At 43.4% G+C, this 23,150-nt stretch carries 21 protein-coding genes; 4 read left to right on the top strand and 17 right to left on the bottom strand.

The genetic code is table 11. From position 1 onward, the window contains the following. Window positions 1-14 precede the first annotated feature (14 nt). On the top strand, window positions 15-2,135 hold the full coding sequence (gene mnmC / locus G4Y78_RS11630) for a bifunctional tRNA (5-methylaminomethyl-2-thiouridine)(34)-methyltransferase MnmD/FAD-dependent 5-carboxymethylaminomethyl-2-thiouridine(34) oxidoreductase MnmC (protein WP_163833181.1): 2,121 nt from the start codon (window positions 15-17) through the stop codon (window positions 2,133-2,135). Between the two features lie 20 nt (window positions 2,136-2,155). Continuing rightward, complete coding sequence (locus G4Y78_RS11625) at window positions 2,156-3,454, top strand: NAD(P)/FAD-dependent oxidoreductase (protein WP_163833180.1); 1,299 nt, start codon at window positions 2,156-2,158, stop codon at window positions 3,452-3,454. Between the two features lie 48 nt (window positions 3,455-3,502). Here the strand turns inward: G4Y78_RS11625 and G4Y78_RS11620 are convergent, their stop codons facing one another. The 16 genes from G4Y78_RS11620 to ccmA all read right to left on the bottom strand — a co-directional run bounded on the left by G4Y78_RS11620 (window position 3,503) and on the right by ccmA (window position 20,531). After that, window positions 3,503-3,943 carry a hypothetical protein gene (locus G4Y78_RS11620; protein ID WP_163833179.1) on the bottom strand — a complete coding sequence of 147 codons (441 nt, stop codon included), beginning with the start codon at window positions 3,941-3,943 and terminating at the stop codon, window positions 3,503-3,505. Window positions 3,944-4,010: 67 nt separating this feature from the next. Beyond that, the gene (locus G4Y78_RS11615; protein WP_163833178.1) at window positions 4,011-4,211 is read right to left on the bottom strand and encodes a hypothetical protein; all 201 of its coding nucleotides are present in this window, start codon (window positions 4,209-4,211) and stop codon (window positions 4,011-4,013) included. Between the two features lie 134 nt (window positions 4,212-4,345). Next, window positions 4,346-4,951: a transglycosylase SLT domain-containing protein gene (locus tag G4Y78_RS11610; protein WP_178124457.1), complete on the bottom strand. Its 606-nt coding sequence runs from the start codon at window positions 4,949-4,951 to the stop codon at window positions 4,346-4,348. Window positions 4,952-5,021: 70 nt separating this feature from the next. Beyond that, complete coding sequence (gene ligA / locus G4Y78_RS11605) at window positions 5,022-7,058, bottom strand: NAD-dependent DNA ligase LigA (RefSeq protein WP_163833177.1); 2,037 nt, start codon at window positions 7,056-7,058, stop codon at window positions 5,022-5,024. A gap of 88 nt (window positions 7,059-7,146) precedes the next feature. Next, window positions 7,147-8,193 carry a cell division protein ZipA gene (zipA, locus tag G4Y78_RS11600; RefSeq protein WP_163833176.1) on the bottom strand — a complete coding sequence of 349 codons (1,047 nt, stop codon included), beginning with the start codon at window positions 8,191-8,193 and terminating at the stop codon, window positions 7,147-7,149. Between the two features lie 347 nt (window positions 8,194-8,540). Continuing rightward, complete coding sequence (smc, locus tag G4Y78_RS11595) at window positions 8,541-12,047, bottom strand: chromosome segregation protein SMC (protein ID WP_163833175.1); 3,507 nt, start codon at window positions 12,045-12,047, stop codon at window positions 8,541-8,543. A 284-nt stretch (window positions 12,048-12,331) separates the two neighbouring features. Further along, a complete protein-coding gene (locus G4Y78_RS11590; RefSeq protein ID WP_163833174.1) occupies window positions 12,332-12,997 on the bottom strand; it encodes a GntR family transcriptional regulator in 666 nt (221 codons plus the stop codon). A gap of 445 nt (window positions 12,998-13,442) precedes the next feature. Further along, window positions 13,443-14,693 carry a c-type cytochrome biogenesis protein CcmI gene (gene ccmI / locus G4Y78_RS11585; protein WP_163833173.1) on the bottom strand — a complete coding sequence of 417 codons (1,251 nt, stop codon included), beginning with the start codon at window positions 14,691-14,693 and terminating at the stop codon, window positions 13,443-13,445. After that, window positions 14,690-15,184 carry a cytochrome c-type biogenesis protein gene (locus G4Y78_RS11580; RefSeq protein WP_456242955.1) on the bottom strand — a complete coding sequence of 165 codons (495 nt, stop codon included), beginning with the start codon at window positions 15,182-15,184 and terminating at the stop codon, window positions 14,690-14,692. The genes ccmI and G4Y78_RS11580 overlap by 4 nt, the downstream gene beginning before the upstream one ends. Window positions 15,185-15,205: 21 nt before the next feature. Then, window positions 15,206-15,766 (bottom strand): DsbE family thiol:disulfide interchange protein, encoded by a 561-nt coding sequence (locus G4Y78_RS11575; protein ID WP_163833172.1) that lies wholly within the window; start codon window positions 15,764-15,766, stop codon window positions 15,206-15,208. After that, the gene (locus tag G4Y78_RS11570; RefSeq protein WP_163833171.1) at window positions 15,753-17,750 is read right to left on the bottom strand and encodes a heme lyase CcmF/NrfE family subunit; all 1,998 of its coding nucleotides are present in this window, start codon (window positions 17,748-17,750) and stop codon (window positions 15,753-15,755) included. Before G4Y78_RS11570 ends, G4Y78_RS11575 begins: the two co-directional genes overlap by 14 nt. Before the next feature lie 49 nt (window positions 17,751-17,799). Further along, entirely contained in the window at window positions 17,800-18,258 is a 459-nt protein-coding gene (ccmE, locus tag G4Y78_RS11565) for a cytochrome c maturation protein CcmE (RefSeq protein ID WP_163833170.1), read from the bottom strand. Then, window positions 18,258-18,437: a heme exporter protein CcmD gene (gene ccmD, locus G4Y78_RS11560; RefSeq protein WP_163833169.1), complete on the bottom strand. Its 180-nt coding sequence runs from the start codon at window positions 18,435-18,437 to the stop codon at window positions 18,258-18,260. The genes ccmE and ccmD overlap by 1 nt, the downstream gene beginning before the upstream one ends. Before the next feature lie 9 nt (window positions 18,438-18,446). Further along, on the bottom strand, window positions 18,447-19,190 hold the full coding sequence (locus G4Y78_RS11555; RefSeq protein ID WP_163833168.1) for a heme ABC transporter permease: 744 nt from the start codon (window positions 19,188-19,190) through the stop codon (window positions 18,447-18,449). Window positions 19,191-19,208: 18 nt separating this feature from the next. Continuing rightward, a complete protein-coding gene (ccmB, locus tag G4Y78_RS11550) occupies window positions 19,209-19,886 on the bottom strand; it encodes a heme exporter protein CcmB (protein WP_456242954.1) in 678 nt (225 codons plus the stop codon). A gap of 9 nt (window positions 19,887-19,895) precedes the next feature. Beyond that, window positions 19,896-20,531, bottom strand: a complete 636-nt coding sequence (ccmA, locus tag G4Y78_RS11545) for a cytochrome c biogenesis heme-transporting ATPase CcmA (RefSeq protein WP_163833167.1) — start codon at window positions 20,529-20,531, stop codon at window positions 19,896-19,898. 300 nt (window positions 20,532-20,831) lie between these two features. Between ccmA and fliK the strand changes: the two genes are divergently transcribed. Continuing rightward, window positions 20,832-22,403 carry a flagellar hook-length control protein FliK gene (gene fliK, locus G4Y78_RS11540; protein ID WP_163833166.1) on the top strand — a complete coding sequence of 524 codons (1,572 nt, stop codon included), beginning with the start codon at window positions 20,832-20,834 and terminating at the stop codon, window positions 22,401-22,403. Continuing rightward, window positions 22,403-22,759 (top strand): EscU/YscU/HrcU family type III secretion system export apparatus switch protein, encoded by a 357-nt coding sequence (locus G4Y78_RS11535; protein WP_222937689.1) that lies wholly within the window; start codon window positions 22,403-22,405, stop codon window positions 22,757-22,759. Before fliK ends, G4Y78_RS11535 begins: the two co-directional genes overlap by 1 nt. Here G4Y78_RS11535 and G4Y78_RS11530 read toward each other — a convergent pair. Beyond that, complete coding sequence (locus G4Y78_RS11530) at window positions 22,726-23,133, bottom strand: DUF2802 domain-containing protein (RefSeq protein ID WP_163833165.1); 408 nt, start codon at window positions 23,131-23,133, stop codon at window positions 22,726-22,728. The two genes, G4Y78_RS11535 and G4Y78_RS11530, sit on opposite strands and share 34 nt — an antisense overlap. Window positions 23,134-23,150: the final 17 nt, after the last annotated feature.

Below are 23,150 nucleotides of genomic sequence, written 5' to 3'. Positions count from 1 at the left end.
ACTACGTTTTGGAAATGCTTGTAAATAACTTTAGCTTAGAGTCTGCCTCTATGCTGGTTACTCGTAAGTTCCAGGGTAACTCGTTACAATGCCGTCAAAATCAGTATCAAAAATTTAGTAGGGCTATGTCTTCTCAACAACCACCTCAAGCAACTCTCTCCTGGGATTCACAAGGGCTACCTATCGCCACAGCATTTGATGATGTTTATTTTTCGAAAACCAATGGTCTAGCAGAAACCCGCTATGTGTTTCTTGCCCATAACCAGTTAGCAGAGCGCTGGCAAAACCTTAAAAACCATTTTTTTACCATTGCCGAAACAGGCTTTGGTACCGGCTTAAATTTTCTTTGCGCCTGGCAGCTATGGCAGCAGTACGCGCCAGCTACAGCACAACTGCACTATATTTCCTGTGAGCAATTTCCTCTCAATAAACAGGATATGACCCAAGCACTGATCTTATGGCCAGAGTTGGCCCCTTTTGCAAAAGAATTGCTAAACCAATACCAAGAGCTTGGCCCTGGGTTTTATCGCTTCCAGTTTGCTTCAGGAAAAATTGTGCTCACTTTATTAATTGGTGATGCCAATGAGTATCTCCCCCAACTCGATGGCATTGTTGATGCCTGGTTTTTGGATGGTTTTGCTCCAGCCAAGAATCCTTCTCTCTGGCAAACCACTTTATTTGAAACCATGTCTGCTAAAAGTGCAGTCGGAACCACCTTCAGTACCTTTACTGCAGCTGGTATCGTGCGTCGGGGCTTAAAAGCGGCAGGCTTTACCGTAAATAAAGTGAGGGGGTTTGGCAGTAAGCGAGATATGCTATGTGGTGTGCAAGAACAGCCTACTCTACCTGCCGTCAAATCACCTTGGTATGATCGTCCCAAAGCATTAGTCGCAAACCAGCCATCATCATTTGCCAAGCAGGTATTAGTGATTGGGTCTGGTTTGGCAGGGGCTTGTACGGCTGAAGCCTTACGCCAACGGGGGTATTCTGTTACCGTTTTGGATCAACAAGCGGTCCCCGCTGAAGCTGCATCTGGCAACCCCCAAGGGGTGCTTTATGCCAAGCTTTCTGCCCATCAAACGTCATTAAACCAGTTAGTAGGACAAGGTTATCGCTTCAGCTTGCAATGGATAAAGACCCTTCAGAAGCACTTACCTCAGCACACTTTTTGGTCTGCCTGTGGGGTGATTCAACTAGCTTTTAATGATAAAGAAACTGAGCGGCAGCAGGTCATTATTAATAGCGGCTTATACCCAGAAAGTATGGTACAAGCAGCAACTGCTGATACTTTGACTCAACTGGCAGGCACTAAAGTGAAGTACTCTGGGCTGTTTTTTCCTGAGGCGGGTTGGGTTTCACCTAAGCTGATGTGTACCCGTATTTTGCAACAGCCCGGTATAGAATTTATTCCTCAAGCTCAGGTGGTTGATATTCAGTGGCAAACCACTGAGCGACAATGGTGTTTAACAGATCACCAACAACGACAGTGGCAAGCCCCCGTTGTAGTGATTGCCGGAGGCACATTGAGCAATCAACTACAGGTCAGTGACTATTTAAAGCTGACTGCTATTCGTGGCCAAACCAGTTATTTTCCAACCAACCCGGTCAGCCAACAACTGAATACGGTCATTTGTGGCGATGGTTATTTAGCTCCAGCATTTTCAGGACAACATTTAGTTGGAGCAACATTTAACCATCATACGTCATCTGTCGAATTAACTACAGAAGACCATCAAACCAATTTCAATCGTTTACAGCAACTAGCACCCGACTGTTTCCAAGCCTGTCAGCAAAACCAGCCTACAGGTTTTTCAGCAGGACGAGTCGGCTTCCGTTGTACAACACCTGACTTCTTACCGGTGGTAGGCCCTCTTGTTGATCAGCAAGCTTTTATTGAAACATTCAGCGATTTGCGGAAAAATGCTCGACAACTATTTACCAAACCAGCCCCTTTTCAACCAGGATTATTTGTTAACACTGGGCATGGCTCCAGAGGCTTAATTTCAGCACCACTTGCAGGGGAAATGATTGCTTGTTACTTAACTGGTGAACCGATGCCAGTTAGTCATGAACTCCTGACGGCCCTTCACCCCAGCCGTTTTTTGGTGAAGGATTTAATTCAACGTAAGCGTTAACAATTAAAAGAATACAGCTTATGAGGTATCACGATACTGTTCACAGCGAAAGCTACCCTCAATCTTATTATGCAGCAACGGCTAACCAACACTCCAACTATCCCCGCTTAGCGGGTAATAAAACAGTTGATATCTGTATTGTTGGTGGGGGGTTTACTGGGGTTGCCGCCGCACTGGAATTAGCTGAGCGCAATTACCAGGTTTGCTTATTGGAAGCCCATAAGATTGGCTGGGGAGCTTCAGGCCGCAATGGTGGGCAACTGATCAGAGGCATTGGCCATGGTACAGAACCTTTCCGCCCAATTATTGGCCAAGCGGGGATTGATGCCATTTGGCAAATGGGTACTGAAGGGGTTGAAATAATTAAACAACGTGTCAGCAAATACCAAATCGATTGTGATTTGAAGTGGGGCTATTTTGATGCAGCCACCAAACCCAGACATCTTCGCCAACTAGCTGATTATTATCAAGAATCTATCAAACACGGTTACTCAGCCCCACTCCAATGGATCGGTAAAGCTGACCTCAAAAGCGTTATCAATACTAATTGCTACCTAGGCGGTCTTGTAGATATAGGGAGTGGCCATCTCCACCCACTCAACCTTTGCTTAGGTGAAGCTAAAGCAGCACACCAGCTCGGAGTTGAAATCTATGAGAAAAGCCCAGTGACAGCTATTGAGCCAGGCGTAAAGCCGACAGTAAAAACCCCTTATGGGCAAATTCAGGCCAAATCCGTGGTGGTTGGTTGCAATGCTTATTTAGGGCAGTTATTACCACAATTGGCAGGCAAAGTACTCCCCGCAGGTAGCTATATCATCGCCTCAGAGCCATTGCCTGCGAGCCTTGCTCAGCAATTGTTACCGCAAGATATGGCCGTCAGTGATCAACGAGTAGCGCTCGATTATTTTCGTTTATCTGCTGATAAACGGCTGCTATTTGGAGGATTATGTCATTACTCTGGCCAACACCCACACAACATTATCCAAGCATTGCGCCCCAATATGCTTAAGGTTTTTCCTCAACTATCAGAGGTAAGCATTGATTATCAGTGGGGAGGTTATATTGGCATTGGTGCTAACCGAATGCCTCAGTTGGGCACTCTTGACCAGAATATTTATTATGCACAGGCCTATTCTGGCCATGGTCTAAATGCTACTCATATGATGGGACGTTTAATTGCAGAAGCGATTAGTGGCCAGCTTGAGCGATTTGATGTCTTTGCCAAAATCAAACATATTACGTTTCCTGGTGGCCCCTTACTCCGGTCCCCGATTCTGGCCTTAGGTATGTTATATTATCGTTTTAAAGATTGTTTTTAGCCCTCATGTAAAAACAATGAGTCTGCTGTTGAACTTAAATAAAATACATTAAGCGTGCTGTTTCGTTTTTAACAAACCATCATGTTGCCACTCACAGCGTACTTTTAAATCCTCTCCAGGTGAGTGGTAATTTTTCTCAGCAAACCAGCTAAAGGTATGGGTACCTGCAAGCTCAGTTTCTAGGTGAACCGTTGCAGAATTCCAGTACATCCGTTTGAGAATTGCTTCAAACTTTTTGATCCACTGCTCCCAATCACACTCTACAGCACAATAAGAAGCTCCAAAATGGATTATTTGCGTTATGTAAGTACCTTGCTCAGGCTGGCCACCTGAAACAGCAAAAAAATCACGAGATAAAAAAGGCCATTCATCTCCTCCTGGCAATGAGTGTATTGTGCGTAAATTATGATATCTACGCTTTAAAACTTCCGTCTCATTACCAAAAGGTAAGTCTTTAATACAACCATATACAATTGATTCACGGTCCAAGTGATACTCCTTCCTGAAAAGACCGACAAATGCCGTATTATAGCGTAAAAAAAATCAACACTATCAGTTAGTTAGTATGGATTCGCTGATAATCTACTTTTTTATTCAATTGGTGTCGACTGATAATTGCTTTCAGGTAAGGTCCTTCACTCCCTGAAGCAAGTAACTGTTTCGAGCACTTATATACATCAACAGAATCTGCTGAAGACTGCTTTCGTGCTACTTTATATTTAAGCGCTTTTATTAATCGCTTTTTATAGACTTCCACACGCCAACAGACCCGTCTAAATTAACAGCTGCTAAATCCATTGCCAAATTATGCTACTAACTAATCATTGAGAGAAGTATTTAGGTAGGGGCTTGTTCACATGCCAGCAATTTTTTGAAAAGAGTGAGACTTAATTAGCCAAATAGCCATTGCCAAAAGCTGGGTTTATTCAACTCTTCTTCACACTTTTTTAGCTGATAACGATACAACCTAGCTTTCTTTTCAACACGTTTCGCCACCCCCATCAACCATGGCTTACGGCGATACGTGCGGCGCTGATAACCTCCCCAACCTTCATGGTAATTCAGGTACTGATTACGAGAATCCGTCAGCTTTACCCTATTAATGCGTAATGACTTATTGGTGTACCAACCAATAAAGTCCACCGCATCCTCAAACTCATCACGATCCCCCCAGGCCCCTACTTCGGTGCGGTAATCGTCCCAAACCCCATCCAATGCCTGAGCATAGCCATAGGCAGTTGAAATTCGCGGCCCAGGAATAAATCCCCAGTACCAACGCCGAGGTGGGCGGGCATTCGCTACATAGTTAGACTCATGATACATGATGGACATCATCACTGGGATAGGGGTCCCCCACCGGTCGTTACTCTTCTTGGCAGCGTGATACCAGTCCTCTTTTTCTTGGAATATATTACAAATATCATGAGGATCTCCAGGGGGCGGGGTATGAGCACAACCTGCTAAAAACAGAGTGATGCTCAATATTAACCCAATCATCGGCTTACCTGAGGTTGCAACTAAACGTTTCCAACTAAAAGGTAAGCGTAAACAGCGATAATAATAATGGTTAACTTTCGCCAGAATAGTACTGCTCCAACAAGGTTAATAGTTGTTCCTCAGTTAATACTTCTACGCCCAAGGCCTCAGCTTTGGCTAACTTTGAGCCAGCCTTTTCGCCGGCAATGACGGCAGTTGTCTTATTTGACACTGAACCTGCTACTTTTGCTCCCAAGGCTTGTAATTTTTGCTTAGCCTGGTCACGAGGCATTTGTGATAAAGCCCCCGTTAACACATAAGTATTACCTGCTAGAGGTTTTTCTTCCACTTGAGCGACTTCAACTGTTGGCCACTGGACTCCATAGGCAAGCAAGCGATCAATAACTGCTAAATTATGCGGCTCACTAAAAAATACCGCGATATGTTTTGCTACAATGGGACCAACATCCGGCACCTGTTGTAAGCTCTCTTCATCTGCCTGTTGTAAAGCAGTTAAATCACCAAAGTAATTGGCTAATTGCTGGGCTGTTGCCTCTCCTACCTCTCGAATACCCAGCGCATAAATAAATCGAGCAAATGTCGTATGCTTAGCTTTAACTAATGCATTAATTAAATTTTCCGCTGACTTTGGCCCCATTCTTTCCAATTTAGCTACTGTTTCAGCAGTGAGTTTAAATAAGTCAGCTACATCCTTAATTAACTCTTGATCAACTAGCTGTTCAACTAGTTTTTCACCTAGCCCATCTATATCCATGGCTCGACGACTGGCAAAATGTTTGATCGCTTCTTTACGTTGTGCAGCGCAAATTAAACCGCCACTACAACGAGCAACTGCTTCACCTTCCACCCGCTCTATTAATGAGTCACAAACAGGGCAATGATCAGGTAGTGAAACAGGCTGGGCATTAGCTACCCTTTTCTCAATAATCACTTTTACCACCTGAGGAATAACATCACCCGCGCGACGTACAATCACAGTATCACCAGGCCGTACATCCAGTCTTGCCACTTCATCCATGTTATGTAGTGTGGCATTGGTGACAGTAACGCCACCCACAAATACAGGCTGTAATCGTGCAACAGGCGTAATCGCGCCCGTTCGTCCTACTTGAAACTCAACCTTTTCCAATACAGTACTTTCTTCTTGGGCTGGAAATTTATAGGCAACCGCCCAACGAGGTGCTCGAGCAACAAAGCCTAATTGCTGCTGCAGAGCAAGTGAGTTAACTTTATACACAATACCGTCTATCTCATACGACAGTTGCGCTCTTTTTTGCTCAAGTTGGATGTAATAACCCTGAGCGTTTATTGCACCCTCCACCACTTTAATTTCTGGGTTTAGTTTAAAGCCCCACTTACCCAACAATGCCAATACCTCGCTGTGTTTTTCTGGCAATTCCCATCCTTCTATAATTCCCACACCATAGCAACACATCTCCAGGGGACGGCTCGCAGTAATAGTAGAATCCAACTGTCGTAGGCTACCCGCTGCTGCATTACGAGGATTAACAAAGGTTTTTTCACCTTTTTCTGCTGCTTTTGTATTTAAGGCTTCAAACCCTGCTTTTGGCATGTACACTTCACCACGCACTTCAATCCGAGGAGGAATTTGATCTCCCATCAGCTGCAAAGGTATGGAAGGAATCGTGCGAATATTAAGGGTAATATCTTCGCCCGTATAACCATCACCTCTCGTAGCCGCTCTAACTAACATTCCCTTTTCATAGAGTAAGCTGACAGCAATACCATCTAGCTTGGGTTCACAGGTGTACTCAATAGATTGATCAGTTTTAAGTCGCTCTTGTATACGGCGCTCGAAGTCTTTTAATTCTTGTTCATCAAACGCATTGTCTAAAGACAACATTGGGAGTTCATGTACCACCTCACTGAACCCTGCTAGAGGTGCTGCTCCTACCCGTTGAGTAGGTGATGTAGGAGTAATTAATTCAGGGTACTGATGCTCTAAACGTTGTAGCTCACGAAGTAAGCGATCATATTCAACATCACTAACAATCGGGTCATCTTTAACATAATAATGATAATTATGCTCATTAATGGTGTTTCTTAACTGCTCAACTTGTTGTTTAACTGCATTAGATGCTGACATTCATTTCCCCAACAATCAGCTAAAAAATTTCAGGCCTGCAATAGCAGGCCTGAAATCATATAACAAGAATTAAAAAACGCGAAAAGGCTTACTGAAACGATTGTTTTCTAACTAAATCACGACGCTCATAATCCATAATTCGTTGGCGGAAATGCTCCAACGTTTGCTGAGTCATCACACTATGCTGCTCATCTTTTAACTCTCCCTGCAAAGACCGTGCTAAATAGTAGGCAGCCATGGCCATTTCTTCAAACGCTTTCATGGGCTCAGGAGGACCAGGCAAACTCATAAACAGACTCACTACAGTTGTTTTCAGTTGCTCCATGGAAGTAAGTTCAAAATAACCTGGCTCTACCCCATTGGCTGCACTAAATAACACACTGCCAGTACCATCTGGTTGTTCATGACGATGAAAGATTTGCATTTCACCGAACTTAAGACCATTGGCTAATAATGCATGTAGTAATTCAGTGCCATCAAACCCTTCGGGGGTTTTAGCCACAATATTAATTATGATCACTTCTTCTACCGGCTTACTAGTTTGCCTGTGCTCAGTAGATACAGGGTCTTTTTTTACCGGTTTAACTGGCGGGCTTTTAGTAACCTTTTGCTTACTAGTATTTTTAGGTTGCTGACCCGTTGCTTTATTGGTTACCCGAGCAGTCGGCTTAACTACGCCTGTTGTATAATGATCTTCTTTATCTGCGACCAACACATCATCACCCTCATCTTCTAGGACAGTCTTATGGTTGGTTGGATTGCTGTTTACTAGCTTATTTTTTGTAGTTGCCTTCGCTGATTTGTATTGCTGTAGCGGCGTAACTTTTTCTGTTTTCTCCATAACCACTGGGGTATTAATGAGTGGTGGCTCTGGTGCTATTGGCTCATCGTCAGCCAATGCCACTGCATCCTCCAGAATCTTTTGTTCGCTAGTTTGTGCAACTACACGCGCACCTCCATTGGGTAGCTCGTTATTGAAGTCATCAGCATCATTCTGTAACCCAGCGCCCATCCCTAAAGATAAATCTCTAGCTCGACGCCGGTTAACTTTCATCCGACGATAACCATCAAATAAAATACCGGCTATCACTATCATGCCGATAATAATTAACGATTCTCGTAACCCGATATCCATTGTGTTTGTCAACCTTATTACTTATTAGGCTATTGTAATGACTTCAAACATATACCCTTTGCTTTGGGTATTTCCTTCAAGTGCTAACGCAATACCTGATTGCGAGCTGGGCCAGAAGCGTTTGAGCTGTTACAACAGACTTTAATTTGCGCTTTTTGTTGTGGCTTGATTGCTATGCGACAATTTACAGCGACAATCTATAGCGACAATGCTTCTTACGTCTTACAACAATTATGGTGCATATTTTTCAAGCCGTGCAATATTTAACCACTTTTTAGTCATAAAAATTTTGATCCCACGCCACGGCTATAATCCTCCGGGCTATATTTACCTAGCATTATAATATTTTAGAGAGCAGCCAGTGCAGCCGCTGCTTCAACATCCACAGCCACTAATCGGGACACCCCAGGCTCTTGCATGGTAACCCCCATTAAATGACTGGCTGCTTCCATCGCTATTTTATTATGAGTAATATAAATAAACTGTACTGACTTAGACATTTCAGTCACCATCCGAGCATAACGTCCCACATTTGCATCATCTAAGGGAGCATCAACTTCATCTAACATACAAAACGGTGCCGGATTTAACTGAAAAATGGAAAACACTAACGCAATTGCTGTTAATGCTTTTTCACCACCCGATAATAAATGAATAGTGCTATTTTTCTTGCCCGGTGGTCTGGCCATAATTGCCACACCTGTGTCTAATAAATCTTCGCCTGTTAACTCCAAATAGGCGCTTCCCCCGCCAAATACTTTGGGGAAAAGGGTTTGTAAACCACTATTAACCTTATCGAAGGTACTTTTAAATCGGTTACGGGTTTCTTTATCAATTTTTCTGATAGCATCCTCAAGTGTATTAAGCGCCTCTTGCAAGTCTTCATTTTGTGCATCTAAATAACGCTTACGCTCTGATTGCACTTCATATTCTTCAATTGCTGCCAAGTTAATCGCACCCAGCCGCTGAATTTTATTAGCAATTTTTTCCAGCGCATCTGTCCAAACATTTTCATCTGCATCTTCTGGTAACTCAGCGATTACTTGCTCTAAATCAAACTGCTCTGCCTGTAACTGTTCCTGTAAAGTGTTTAACCTTACCGTTAAACCTTGCCAATCAATTCTTTGTTGCTCAAGTGCTGAACGGATTTTAGTTGCCTGTTGCTCTGCACCACTACGTAATTTCTCATACTGTCGTATTTCATGGTCAACGGTTTCTAATTCACGACGGGCGTTGGCTAATTCATCTTCAACTTGAATTCGACGCTCTAACTGCGTTTCAAGTTCCATATCCCATTCAGCCAACGGTAACTCAGTTTGCGCTACGGTCTCTTTTAACTGACTCTGCTGTTCAGTAAAGCGTGCCACCTGACTGGTTAAACGATTTAGTCCTTGTTCAATAGACTGTAACTGGGTTGTTAATGATTGCTGACGTAATGCTAGTTGATGAGATTTATCTTTATCATAACGGGCTTGCTGACGAGCCTGATCTAACGCGGCTCTTATTTCATCCCTACTGGCTAAAAGCTGCTCTCGTTGTCCTTCATCATCCGCCATCAAATCCAGTGCTTCTTGTAACAACAGTCGTGCTTCACTGATATTTTGCTGCTCATGATGTTGCTGACTCGCCAGCTCTTCTAACTCTTGCAGCACACGAGTGCGCCGCTCTAGGATTTGCTCAACTTTAACTTGTTTTCCACTTAAAGCTGCCTTGCACTCACCTTGCTGCCGATTGAGTTCTGCTAGAGTATGTTGCAACTGGTCCCGCTGTAGTTCTGCTGTTCGATGCTGTTCTTGAGTTTCAGTCAGCTGCTGGTTATTAGCCGCAATAGTGGTTTCCAACTGATCAATTGAATTAGCTAGGTTTTCCAATTCTTGTTTGCGTTTTAAAATACCCGCTTGAGCATTATCTCCTTTTGCCACTCTCAACCAGTTTGGCCCTACCCAAACGCCTTCACGACACACCACCGACTCATGGGGTGATAGTTCATGCCGCTGGGCCAACGCTTCCGGTAAAGTCTCCGTTAAATAAATCCCTGACAGCATTGAAGCAACATGCCGCTGATCATTCACCACTGACAACAAAGGAGTTTTACCATTAAGTAATACTGTATTCTGCTGACTTTGGGGCTCTAGCAAGGTAACGGTGCCTTCTTTCAAAGTTGCCAGCTGCTCAGAGGTAACAGCTAACTGATCAACTACGATTGCCTGCAAGCAGTCACCAAGTACTGTTTCTAACGCCGTTTCCCAACCAGGTGTCACTGACAGTTGCTCTGCCAGCTTGGTTTGCTCCGCTAGCCCCACTTCAGCTACCCAGCTGTTAGTCTCGTCATTATCACCCATGGCTGCCTGTTGCAATGCTTCCAAAGAAGCAAAACGACCACGGGCTTGTTGTAGTTCACTGCGTAACTGATCAAGCGCTTCGACCAATTGCTGCTCTTGCTGACGATAACTCTCAATTGACTGCGCGACATCATCCATTTGGCCAGCATGGGCCTCAGCATTGAGTTCAAACTCTGACTGCTGTTCTTGCAATAAAGCAATCTCTTCCTCTAAAGGGCCAGCAGATAGTCCTTGCTGCTCTTCTTCCAAGCGATGAATACGCTCATGAAGCCGTTTAAGGACTTGTTCCAAATGTTGAATTCGAGACTGCTCCACTTCCGCTTTCCGCTTAGGTTCTGCAGAACGCTGATTAAACTGGTCCCAGTTGTTTTGCCAGTTTTGCATGGCTTCTTCAGAGGACTGTAATGAAATTGCTGACTCTTCTTCAGCAGCGCTCAATAATTCCAGCTCGGGTGTTATTTCTGCCAGTTCTTCTTTTAACTGACCTTGCAACTGTTGATCATTGACTAAGTCAGTATTGGCTTCTTGCAAGTTTTTTTCGTTGGCTTGTAGGTCCTGCTGTAATTCTGCCAATCTGGCTTTAGCGTGCTGAATGCTTTGCTCTATCCGAGCCACTTCAGCACCAATGCTATAGTAGCGACCCTGCACTTCATTAAATTGGTCTGTTAATGTGGTATGCAACTCACGTTGTTTTTCAATTGCACTGTCTTGCGATCGTTGCCCTGCAACTTCTGCTTCTAACTTAACTTCCAGTTCACCAATTAGTTGTTTTTTTGCTTCCACTTGTTGATGGATTGTTCGCCAGCGCAACCCTTGTAATTGCGCTTTTTTCAACCGCTCTTCTTCTTTAAATGCTTTATACTTTTCCGCAGCCTGCGCTTGGCGATGCAGGTGATGCAATTGCCGCTCTAACTCTTCACGCAGGTCAGTGAGTCGTTCAAGGTTTTCTGTGGTGCGGCGAATTCGGTTTTCTGTTTCCCGACGACGCTCCTTATATTTTGAAATACCAGCCGCTTCTTCAATAAATACCCTTAACTCTTCGGGCTTTGACTCAATTAGATTGGAGATAATACCCTGGCTGATGATGGCATAACTACGTGGCCCCAGCCCAGTGCCAAGAAAAATATCCGTAATATCTTTACGTCGACATTTGGTACCATTGAGAAAATATTGGTTTTTACCATCGCGGGTGACGCGGCGCTTTACCGAAATTTCACTATATTTGGCGTATTCTCCCACCAGTGAGCCATCATTGTTATCGAATATCAACTCAACTGACGCTTGACCGACAGGCTTTCGTGCATTAGAGCCATTGAAGATAACATCAGTCATAGACTCACCGCGCAGGTTTTTGGCGGAACTCTCCCCCATTACCCAACGCACGGCGTCAATAATATTTGATTTGCCACAACCATTGGGCCCAACAACGCCACACATGTTGCTGGGTAAGGGGACATTAGTGGGATCAACAAAAGACTTAAAGCCTGCCAGTTTGATTGATTTAAGCCGCATGTAACATTAAATCTCTAAACGTAACTCTATATACAGTGGCGGGACAATATTAGATTAGCTAAAGAGCAGCGGAACAATCTCACCTAGAATATAAATAGAGTGAGCCAGAAACACTCTGCTTTGCCAGTACAACTAACTATAGTCCCCAATAGCGCAAGTTTACACAGCCAATGCGCTGAATGCACCTAGAAAGTTGTATAGATAGAAGTCAGTAGCATTATCATAATAACGCTACTGCTCTTAAGAAAAGGGGGGTTTTGTTCAAAATTAAACCAATTTATTAATTAGTATTCTCTTCCCCCCACGACCGTCATCAACATATCCTGATGATGCTTTCCATAAGCAGCAATAATTCCCCTAATTTGCTGCTGATCTCTTTGCTCCACAGCTTGGATTAGCTCTTTGAAAAATCCCAGGCTTTTAACAATATGATCCTCATATTTGCTTGCCACTAAATAATAAGTTCGATGGATAGCAGGCTGAACATTGGCCAAGATTTGTTCTAAATAAGAATTATCCGCTAGCGGTAACGCTTGACGTAAAATATCAAAGCTCACTTCAATATAGCGCTCAATATTGCGCTGCTCAGCTAATAACTCTAGTTCTTTTAAAGTCGCCTTGAACGGCTTCAGTTGTATCTCTGCCTGCCACTTCTCAGCAACTTTCAAAGCAAGAAATGAATACAGCTCCACCACCATTTCATAGAGGCTTTGAACTTTATGTTCAGTTAACTCAGTTACCATTGCACCACGACGGGGCAAAATATCAATTAAGTGCTTGCGTTGCAATATCAGCAAGGCTTCTCGAACAGAACCACGGCTTACTCCTAACTCGCTTGCTACCTTTAACTCCTGAATCCTTTCCTTGGCAAGTAGCTCCCCTTTAATAATTTTACTTGCCAAGTGTTGTGCAATTTGTTCAGAAAGACTATCAGATGCTTTAAAGACCATTACTGATTCCAGTTATGTAATTTATTATTTCATTATTAACACAAAGATACATAATAATTATTGAAAGCTAAACAGTCATCATATAAGTAAAAATATTTTTCTATTTATACGACAAAAACTGTACAAAAAGCTACACTTCACGGTTGAAATTTTTATTGTTAGACAGGTACAAATAAAAAAGGCTGTAAAAATACAGCCTTTTCAATATGTTCAACTCTATTGCCAGTACATCATATAGCTAAAGCAAATTGTTTTATAATCTTAATTTCTAAGCTTTTAGTCTAATTTACACAGAACTCTTTGATATTTGAGTAAAATAGAATACAGGACAAACCTACTATCACCAAACTTCTACAATATAAATCTCGATAAAAAGCCCCTGAACGCTATCCTTCTATACAAGTAAGAAAGCGATGAAGTGATTTCAAGCACACAAAATAATCCCTTAACTGCTGTTTTTAGAAATCGCTAAACGAATTACGCCTTTATGATTCACTTTGATATTTTGTTTACTGACCATATAGTCACTTTGTGTAGCATCGCCTGTAATAGAAACTTTAGCAATTACATCAACGGTTTGATATTGAGATAATTTATTACCAGCAATCATGACTTTAGAGTCATTTAACTTAACCAAGGCAGGTAAATCACTGGCTTGCAATGGTACCACCGCAACTGGCATTCTCAAACTAGCATGCTTGGCCAATACATAAACCCTTGCTTGAGCAGGCAACTGTTGTTGTAGCGTTTCATCTAACTCAACCAGCACACTGATTTCTGCCCCAGAGGCTTGTTCAGCCGCAGACTGTTCCTGCAGTACTTTTTCAGTTGTTACTTCTTGTTGATGGACCACTGGCGCTAATTGGTCTTCACCTGCATTCACCAATTGTTGTGCTTTGGCTATTCCCTGTTGTAAGGCAGTAGCCGTAGCATGGTCGGGACCAGTAGCCAACACTTGTTGCCAATAGTGAATCGCTTGCTGATAATTGGCTGATTCAAACGCAGCAATCCCCATAAGACCAAGCGCAGTAGGTTGATTAGGCTGTATTGTTAATGCTTGCTGTGCTAGCTCAGTAATTTCCTGAGTAATCTTATTGTTTTGTTTTAAATATTTCACTTGAGCTAACTGGGCAATCACTGAAGGGTCTTTGGGCGCTTGTGCCTTTAAAGTAACAAACGCATTTTCTGCTTTACCCAGCTGATTCATCGCCATATAAGCACGAGCCAGCAGATAATGGGCTTGGGGCTGATGAGGATAATCGCTTGCTAAAGTTTCCAGCGAACTAATTAACTCAGTACCACTGGCATTATCCCAGTCAATGGCCTGTAGCTGCTGGGTAAAAGTCACTTGTTGGCTACCACCAAGCAACAAATACAGGCCAATCGCAATTACTGGTAAACCTCCACCCACTATCCAAACTAGCGAGTTCATCCGAGATGATGTGACCTGTTGGTAGTCAGCTAATAAGCGTCTACCAAGCTCACTTTTTTGAACGTCATAGGCTGCCTGATCTAATTGGCCTGAGGTGAGCGCTTCATCAAGTTCAGCTAACTGCTGTTGGTAGCGACTGACCTGTTCTGCTTGTTGTTGCTGATTAGCCTGGTTTAATTGCTTTTTTAAAAGAGGAATTGGTAATAATACAAACAACACAGCCGCTGTTAATAATACTACTGCGGTAACCCAAAATAACGTCATGACTTCGATTCTTCATGCTGGTGAATAATGGCTGCAATTTGCTGCTGCTCATCTTTAGTTAATGCGACTGATGATAAAGATGCATCAGAAGACGAGCGTTTTCTAATTAGCCGGTAGAAAATCCCTCCACCCACCATGAGCAAGATGAAGGGCCCTAGCCATAATAACCAGGTTTTCTTGCTAAAGGTGGGCCGGTATAAAACAAAATCTCCGTAACGCGCGACCATAAAATCAACAATGGCTTGATTAGATTCACCCGCTAATAGCTGACGATAAATTTCTTCTCGAAGGTCCTTGGCGATGGGCGCATTTGAATCAGCAATATTCTGGTTCTGACATTTTGGGCAACGCAATTCATCAGTCAACTGCCTGAATCGCTGACGTTGCTCATCAGTTTGAAATGGGTAAGTATCAATGGAAGCCCAACTGAATGATAGCCAGCCAATACTTCCTGCTATCAACAATGGCTTTAAGCATGCTTTCATTTTCATAGCCAACTGCAACCCCACTTTTTAGCCCGAATTCTGTTGCTCTTGACCTGAGCTTTCCGTCATTAAGGCATTATATTTCGGTTTGATTTTATTAAGCCATACCTGGTCATCCACTACCCCCACATGTTTGTAACGGATAACCCCTGCACGATCAATTAAGTAGGTTTCAGGGGCACCATAAACCCCTAAATCCAAACCCAGCCGTCCCTTTTCATCAAAAACATTAAACGCATAAGGGTTTTTGAGTTTAGTTAACCACTGTTGAGCAGCTGTACGATTATCTTTATAGTTAATACCAATTATCTTCACTCCTTGTTTAGCCAATTTGAGTAAATAAGGATGCTCAACTTGGCAAGAAGGACACCAGGTTGCCCAAACATTGACTAATGCCACCTCGCCCAACAAATCCTTTTTAGTAAAGCTTTGTTCAACAGACTGCACTGATGACAACGAAAAATCAGGGAAAGGCTTATTTAATAACGCTGAAGTCAGGCTATCATCCTGATCATAAATTCCCTGGTAAAGAAAACCGGCTAACGCAATAAATAACAATAATGGAATAAATAACTTAAACCGTGCCATCAACAACACCCTCAGCTTTTACTACCTGAGAATCAGCTTGTTTTGATGTCAGTCGTAGTCGATATCGCTTATCAAGCGCAGCCAGTGCTCCACCAAACGCCATCAACAATGCACCTAACCAAATCAGCCGGACAAATGCTTTAAAGTGTACTCTCACTGCCCAGGCACCACTGTTATCTAGCGGTTCACCAAGTGCAACATACAAATCACGAAATAAACCCGGATCAATGGCCGCTTCTGTCATAACATTTTGCTGCACGGGATAGCGACGCTTCTCTGGCTTTAGTAGAGTAACAACTTGATCACCTTTAGTTATCACTAGCTGCCCCTGCTGAGCCACATAATTAGGCCCCTGTATATCTTTAGTACCTTTAAATAAAAATTGATAACCAGCCAGGCTAACTGAATCACCAGGTGCCAGCTTGATGTCCCGTTCAACACTATAAAAACTAGTCAACACTGCCCCAGCAATAGTTACTGCAAACCCTATATGGGCTAACAGCATTCCATAGTAATGTTTGGGTAAGCGGCGTAAGCCTGCGCTAAAAGACGACTGATTGCGGGTTTTATAATAAAGCTGTTTAACTGAAGCCAGGCAAATCCAAGTAACAAGCACAATCGCTAACCAAGCAGGTAATAGAAAACCATCACCATAACTAAAACAAAACACGACTCCTAAGACGACACTCGCTAAACCTATAGACCACAGTTGCTGCCATAAAAAACTTGCTTTAGATTGCTTCCAGTTTGCCCAAATGCCTATACCCAGACAAACAGCTAAAGGTGCCATAAAAATAGAAAACATTAAGTCAAAATAAGGTTTTCCAATTGAAATACTATTGTCACCCATCGCTTTCGCAATCAGCGGATACAAGGTGCCAATCAATATCATGGCTGTCGCAACCGAAAGCAAAATATTATTGAGTAATAACCAAGCTTCCTTAGCCTGCCAGCTAAAGCACTGTTGACTGGCTACTGCAGGGGCTCGAAACGCATATAAGGTAAAAGAGCCACCAATCACAATCAATAACAGCACTAAAATAAACACCCCTCGCGATGGATCACTGGCAAAGGAGTGAACTGAAGTTAATACCCCAGACCGCACTAAAAAGGCACCTAATAAACTTAATGAAAAGGCAAAAATGGCTAAAAAAACTGTCCAGCTTTTAAAAACGCCCCTTTTTTCCGTCACCGCCAAAGAGTGCAGTAATGCTGTTCCAACCAACCAAGGCATAAAAGAAGCATTTTCCACCGGGTCCCAAAACCACCAGCCTCCCCAGCCCAGTTCGTAATAAGCCCACCAGCTACCTAATGCAATGCCTACAGTTAAAAATGCCCAGGCAATTGCTGTCCAAGGGCGAGACCAACGGGCCCAAGTGGCATCCAAACGACCTTCTAACAACGCCGTAATGGCAAAGGCAAATACGACAGAAAAACCCACATAGCCCACATACAGCAAAGGTGGATGAATAATTAAGCCAAAATCTTGCAGCAAAGGGTTTAAGTCACGGCCGTCAGTAGGCGTGTTAGGCAACAGCCGCTCAAATGGGTTAGAGGTAATCACTAAAAACAGTAAAAAACCAACCGAGCACCAGCCCAATATCGCCAAAACTCTTGCGGTAACACGTTCAGGAAGATGGCCAGTAGCTAGCGCAACCACAAATGTCCAACCCGCCATAATTAAACACCATAATAAAAACGAGCCTTCGTGGGCACCCCATACAGCACTTAATTTATAAGGTGTTGGCAATAAGCTGTTGGAGTTTTGCGCAACATAAGTCACTGAAAAATCATCAGTTAGGAATGCATAAGCTAAACAGCCAAAGCTAAGTCCAAGAAATACCAATTGACCTGTGGCTAGAGGCTTAGCCAGCCCCATCATAATATGGTCTTTACAGTAGCTACCGATTAAAGGCACCACTGCCAGCAATACAGCCAAACACAAAGCAATAATGAGTGACAGGTGGCCAAGTTCTGGGATCATTCTACTCTCTCCTCAACATACAGGAGGCTATTCACAAATTTCTTCATTACTATTGTGCAGATGCCTGGGTATTTCGGCCAGGATGTCCAGCCTTTTCAATTGCCTCCTGAACTTCCGGTGGCATATAGTTTTCGTCATGTTTCGCCAGCACTTCATCTGCTTTCACAACTTGATTCGCTGACAACTTACCTAGAGCAATAATTCCCTGCCCTTCACGAAACAGGTCAGGTAAAATACCTTCAAAATGCACTACAGCAGTAGCTTGCTTATCGGTAATGGTAAATTCCACTTTCAAACTATCAGGATCACGTTTTACTGACCCTGGCACAACTAAACCACCCACCCTGATTTTCTGATCAAACTTGGCTTCACCTGCCTGAAGCTGTTGAGGAGAATAGAAATAATTGACATTCTCACGCAGCGCAAACAAAGCCAACCCCACCGCGAAACTAACCCCAAGCACAATAAAAACCACTACCAACAACCGCTGTTTTCGCACTGGATTCATTACAGGTTTACCTCTTCCCGGCGGATACTCCGTAAAGTCTCTTTAATCAGCTGCTTACGCTTTAGCCAGGGGCTCAATACGTTATACACAACTACCAACAAGCCAATCGCATAACTTACCCATACATAAGGGCCATGTCCGCCCATTGCCACAAACTGCTGCCATGACTCAAAATACATAATGCCTACCTACTGAAACCGTTTCATCCATAACCGTACCCACTGCGTACGCCGCTCCCGCCATAGAATTTCATTACGTAGCCGGTACAAGAAAACCACAAGAAAAAAACAATAGAATCCCGCAATACACACCAACAGTGGTATCAACATTTCTGGGGCCATACTCGGTTTTTCGGTGAGCTTTAATGTGGCAGGCTGATGCAGGGTATTCCACCACTCCACGGAATATTTAATAATAGGGATATTAACCAAACCCACTAATGCCAAGACAGCACATGCCTTGGCAGCCGTCTGCACATTATCAATGGCATTTTCTAAAGCAATAAACCCTAAATAAAGAAATAATAAAATCAACATTGAGGTAAGTCGGGCATCCCACTCCCACCAAGTGCCCCAGGTGGGTTTACCCCAAATAGCTCCAGTTAACAGAGCCAGAATGGTAAAAGAAGCACCTATTGGGGCACAGCATTTAGCTGCCATATCCGCCAGTTTCATTTTCCAGATTAAACCAACGGCTCCCGCTATCGCCATAGTGACATAGCAGGCCTGAGCCAAAAAAGCACTGGGCACATGAATAAAAATGATTCGATAGCTATTACCTTGCAAGTAATCAGGTGGAGCAAAAGCCAACCCCCATACAACTCCTGTCACTAGCAGCCCAATGGAAGCCCACGCCAGCCAGGGAAGCCACTTACTACTTTGCTCAAAAAACCACTTGGGTGAGCCTAATCGATGAAACCACGTCCAATTCATGGGTATACAGTCATTCAACTATTCAGAAACACTTATCCGCAGCCCCGCCGCAATGGCAAAAGGGGCTAGGGTAATACCTAACACTAACAATACTGCCAGCCATAACAACTGAGCAGCATAGGGTAACGCTTGCGTCGCAGCGATAACGGCCCCTGAGCCAAAAATCAGTACTGGAATGTTAAGTGGCAATACCAGTAGTGACAATAATACCCCACCTTTTTTCAAGCCAACAGTCAGTGCTGCACCAATAGCTCCAATCAAACTTAATAGAGGCGTGCCTAATAGTAAACTAGCCAACATTGGCCACCATGCGGCTTCAGGTAAATGCAGCATCAGTGACAAAATCGGCACTAGCAGTAATAATAATGCCCCTGTGACCAGCCAGTGCACCAAAACTTTGGCTAACACCAGCCAGAATAAAGGTACAGGCGATAACACCAGCAAGTTTAATGAGCCATCATCATAGTCATGCTTAAACAATTGATCTAAAGACAGCATCACCGCTAATAGCGCTGCAACCCAAATCACTCCGGGAGCAATTAGCGCCAATACTTTACGCTCGGGAGTAATCCCCAATGGAAACAAAGTGGCAACCAACAAGAAAAAAATCAGTGGATTGATAATTTCAGCTCGACGACGAAACGCCAACAACAAGTCCCGCTTTACCATTAATTGAAATGCACTTAGTAGACCCACAGCTGCCCCCTAGTGAGCCAAAAAATCAAGCAGTGAAAGGCGATTGAGGTGATGATACTCAAGATCAAGCTGATGATGAGTCGTCAGAATAATCGCTTTACCCTCCTTGGCTTTCTGTAACAGTAATTGCTCAAGTTCAGCCACACCAGACTTATCAATAGCAGTAAACGGCTCATCTAAAATCCACAACGGTTGGATTGCCAGTTGCAATCGAGCTAAAGCCACTCGTCGTAGTTGCCCCGCAGACAAGTGGTGACAAAGTACATCTTCATAGCCGGTTAAGCCAACTTGAGCCAGTGCCTCCATAATAGATTGATTGGATACATCACCATAAAAACCTAAATACCAGGTTAGATTTTCAATGGGTGTTAAATGTGCTTTCACCCCAACCTGATGGCCTACATAAAGTAACGACTGTTGAAAACTTGCCCGCAATTGCTGAATAGGCTTCCCCTGCCACAATACCTCCCCCATTTGCGGCGCTAATAAACCAGCCAAAATCCGCAATAAGGTGGTTTTTCCTGAGCCATTAGGGCCTTCTACCTGCCAGATATCCCCTGGATTGGCCTGGAAACTTAACTGTTGAAACAACCAGCGATCATCTCGTTCACACGCTAACTGCTGCACATTGAGAAAGTCTGGCACCTAAACCCCTTTACCACACCAAGCTATATAATTAGGTTGTCGTAAAAATCAACACCCTCCACTGGTGGGGCATTATACGCATCGGTGCTATCAGACCCAAGTGATAACGAGCTGCTAACCTCATTTAGCTTGCACTAATAAGCATTTTTCTTGATATTCAGCAAAAAATAAGTGTTGTTACATAAGATAAACAATTATCAAAGGTGTCCTTAAGTTAAAGCTAAACGACTATAATTTGTCATACGCATAATAAGGCTATTACTAGTGCTGCACCATGATAATGACTGAAAGGACAATGGATTGGCTGACCTAATTCCAGACAAACCCATCGAGCCCACCGCAGCAACCAAGTCGGCCAGCAAGGTAACAGCTGGCAATAGCCTGCGGGGTTCCCCCCCCACAGCTTCCGTTCCTCGCCAAACACTTGTGGTGACTCAAGTCCTCACCACTTTACCAGCCAATCAAAGCGAAGGCAGCCTTCTGCAATTAGACAAGTCTGGGCATTATTTTATTGAAGCTAAAGATCAAACTGGTAAATCCTGGTGGTTTCGGAGTGACACCCCCTGGCCTAGCAATAGTATATTACAGGTGAATTTACCAAAGTCAGGCAACCAGTTAATCCTTGTACAGGTGGTCGACCTACCCAGCCCTCAGCAACAACTGCAAAGTATTAGTCGGTTACTTGAAGCCAACCCACAACCGTCAGGCCGCCAAGGGCTGGTATTGGACAGTTTACCCACTCCTCATTTAAAAGCCTCTATTCCTTTAGCTGAGGGGGGTAATCGGTTGTTACCGATTATGCTCAATCAAACCAATCAGGTATTTTGGTTAAATACCGACCAAGCAATACTGCCTGGACAGACTATCAACCTTTATCTCAATAACCTGGGTATTCATTTACAAAGTCTACCCTATCAGCTGAGCCAGTGGCTGAGCCTTAATCAGTCACTGCAACAAAGTGTCACTAACAGTTTACCTGTCCATCAAGTGCTCAAACAGCTAGCTCAAAGCATCAGGCAAAACCAGCAATATCCTAGTAATATCACGAAAGCATTTGATGACTTAGTAGCAAAATTACCAACGGTTAAGCAGCTCACAACCCCCAGTCAACTCAGCCAATGGCTACAAAATAGCGGTTTATTTTTCGAACAAAAACTAGCCTCTTTACCACCAGGATTACATCAGCAGCCATTAAAAGAATTCCAAGACTTGAAAGGGCAGCTATTGCAGTTAGTCAAACAGCTCATTCAGCAAACTGATTCTCAACCCAATCTCTCTGTCACATCCAGGCAGCCTCCCTGGGCGCAATTATATAAAGCAGCACCATCACTACTGAGCCATCAGTTTCCCTGGCTTGCAGCATTAACGGTCAAACCAAGCTCACAACCAGAATTAATTCAACTATTAAAGCAAGCCATTTACCGTTTACAAAGCAATCAGCTGATATCGCTACAACCCACATTAGCGACACCGACGGCTGATGCTCCCGTTATTCAACAATGGCAACTGGAAATTCCACTTTTCGTTCAAGGCCAGTGGCAGAGTATTCAGTTAGAACTCCAAAAGCAGCGTGACCAGGAGCAGACATCACCAACAGAAGAACAGGAAACCCTCTGGCAATTTCAACTCAGCTTTGATTTACCCCCGATTGGACCGTTATATGCCAGAGTCAAATTACAAGGCAACCGGGTAAGTGCTACATTCTGGGCAGAGCAGCAACCCACCTATCATGCCATAAACCAACATTTTGATGAGCTTCAGCAGGCATTACAAAATCGAGGTATTCTTGTTGATACCCTTTCTTGCCAACAAGGCTCACCTGCTAGACAAAACACCTTTATCGAACAACATTTAATTGATATTAAAACCTGATGGATAACACACAACAAACAGCCGTTGCCTTATTTTATGACGGCGAAACAGCACCCAAAGTGACAGCCAAGGGAAGTAATGAAATTGCTGAAGAAATTATTGCCATTGCCATGGCATGCGAGGTGCCACTGTATCAAAATAAAGAATTAGTGCATTTACTTGCCGCCCTAGAATTAGGCGAAGAAATACCCGAAGCCTTATATTTTACCATTGCCGAAATAATTGCCTTTGCTTATAAGCTCCAAGGAAAATATCCGAAAGGATGGCAGGATACTACCAAAGATAGTCAAACAAGTAGTGATTATAATGACACGAATACAGATCAACTGCCTTTTTTACCTGACCAGGACGAATGAGGAGAAGGACGATGTACCAGTGCTATCAGCTCAGCTTCTGCTTTGGATAGCCCACAAGCATCCATTATTTCTTCTACCGATGCACCCATTGCACATAATTTATTAGCTTGTGTATACGACAGTTGTTCTGCGTCACGCTGTTCAAGCAATTCTTGCTGATCAATGGTTTTTGCTAATTTTGTTTCTACCACCTGTAAGCGTTGCCCGACCCCTATGGCACCAGCCCCAACGGCTTTAATATCCTGTTGTAATTGCTGAATTTTGAGATGCAGGTTTTTTATCGTTATTCTTAGCCGCCAACAATAAAACAATACAGCAATAGCAATTCCACAACTGACAATAGCAAGCAGATAAGCCCCAGCTATTTCACTCATATATTTATTATTAGGGC

The organism is Spartinivicinus ruber, assembly GCF_011009015.1.
GTDB lineage: Bacteria > Pseudomonadota > Gammaproteobacteria > Pseudomonadales > Zooshikellaceae > Spartinivicinus > Spartinivicinus ruber.
The sequence above is the reverse complement of the archived record's forward strand: the minus strand, read 5'-3'. Positions and strand labels throughout refer to the sequence as shown.

Bases quoted from the DNA above. Each gene is read 5' to 3' on its own strand.
- mnmC (WP_163833181.1), top strand. From the start codon at position 15: ATGCTTGTAAATAACTTTAGCTTAGAGTCTGCCTCTATGCTGGTTACT.
- G4Y78_RS11625 (WP_163833180.1), top strand. From the start codon at position 2,156: ATGAGGTATCACGATACTGTTCACAGCGAAAGCTACCCTCAATCTTAT.
- G4Y78_RS11610 (WP_178124457.1), bottom strand. From the start codon at position 4,951: ATGATTGGGTTAATATTGAGCATCACTCTGTTTTTAGCAGGTTGTGCT.
- ligA (WP_163833177.1), bottom strand. From the start codon at position 7,058: ATGTCAGCATCTAATGCAGTTAAACAACAAGTTGAGCAGTTAAGAAAC.
- zipA (WP_163833176.1), bottom strand. From the start codon at position 8,193: ATGGATATCGGGTTACGAGAATCGTTAATTATTATCGGCATGATAGTG.
- smc (WP_163833175.1), bottom strand. From the start codon at position 12,047: ATGCGGCTTAAATCAATCAAACTGGCAGGCTTTAAGTCTTTTGTTGAT.
- G4Y78_RS11590 (WP_163833174.1), bottom strand. From the start codon at position 12,997: ATGGTCTTTAAAGCATCTGATAGTCTTTCTGAACAAATTGCACAACAC.
- ccmI (WP_163833173.1), bottom strand. From the start codon at position 14,693: ATGACGTTATTTTGGGTTACCGCAGTAGTATTATTAACAGCGGCTGTG.
- G4Y78_RS11580 (WP_456242955.1), bottom strand. From the start codon at position 15,184: ATGAAAATGAAAGCATGCTTAAAGCCATTGTTGATAGCAGGAAGTATT.
- G4Y78_RS11575 (WP_163833172.1), bottom strand. From the start codon at position 15,766: ATGGCACGGTTTAAGTTATTTATTCCATTATTGTTATTTATTGCGTTA.
- G4Y78_RS11570 (WP_163833171.1), bottom strand. From the start codon at position 17,750: ATGATCCCAGAACTTGGCCACCTGTCACTCATTATTGCTTTGTGTTTG.
- ccmE (WP_163833170.1), bottom strand. From the start codon at position 18,258: ATGAATCCAGTGCGAAAACAGCGGTTGTTGGTAGTGGTTTTTATTGTG.
- ccmD (WP_163833169.1), bottom strand. From the start codon at position 18,437: ATGTATTTTGAGTCATGGCAGCAGTTTGTGGCAATGGGCGGACATGGC.
- G4Y78_RS11555 (WP_163833168.1), bottom strand. From the start codon at position 19,190: ATGAATTGGACGTGGTTTCATCGATTAGGCTCACCCAAGTGGTTTTTT.
- G4Y78_RS11535 (WP_222937689.1), top strand. From the start codon at position 22,403: ATGGATAACACACAACAAACAGCCGTTGCCTTATTTTATGACGGCGAA.
- G4Y78_RS11530 (WP_163833165.1), bottom strand. From the start codon at position 23,133: ATGAGTGAAATAGCTGGGGCTTATCTGCTTGCTATTGTCAGTTGTGGA.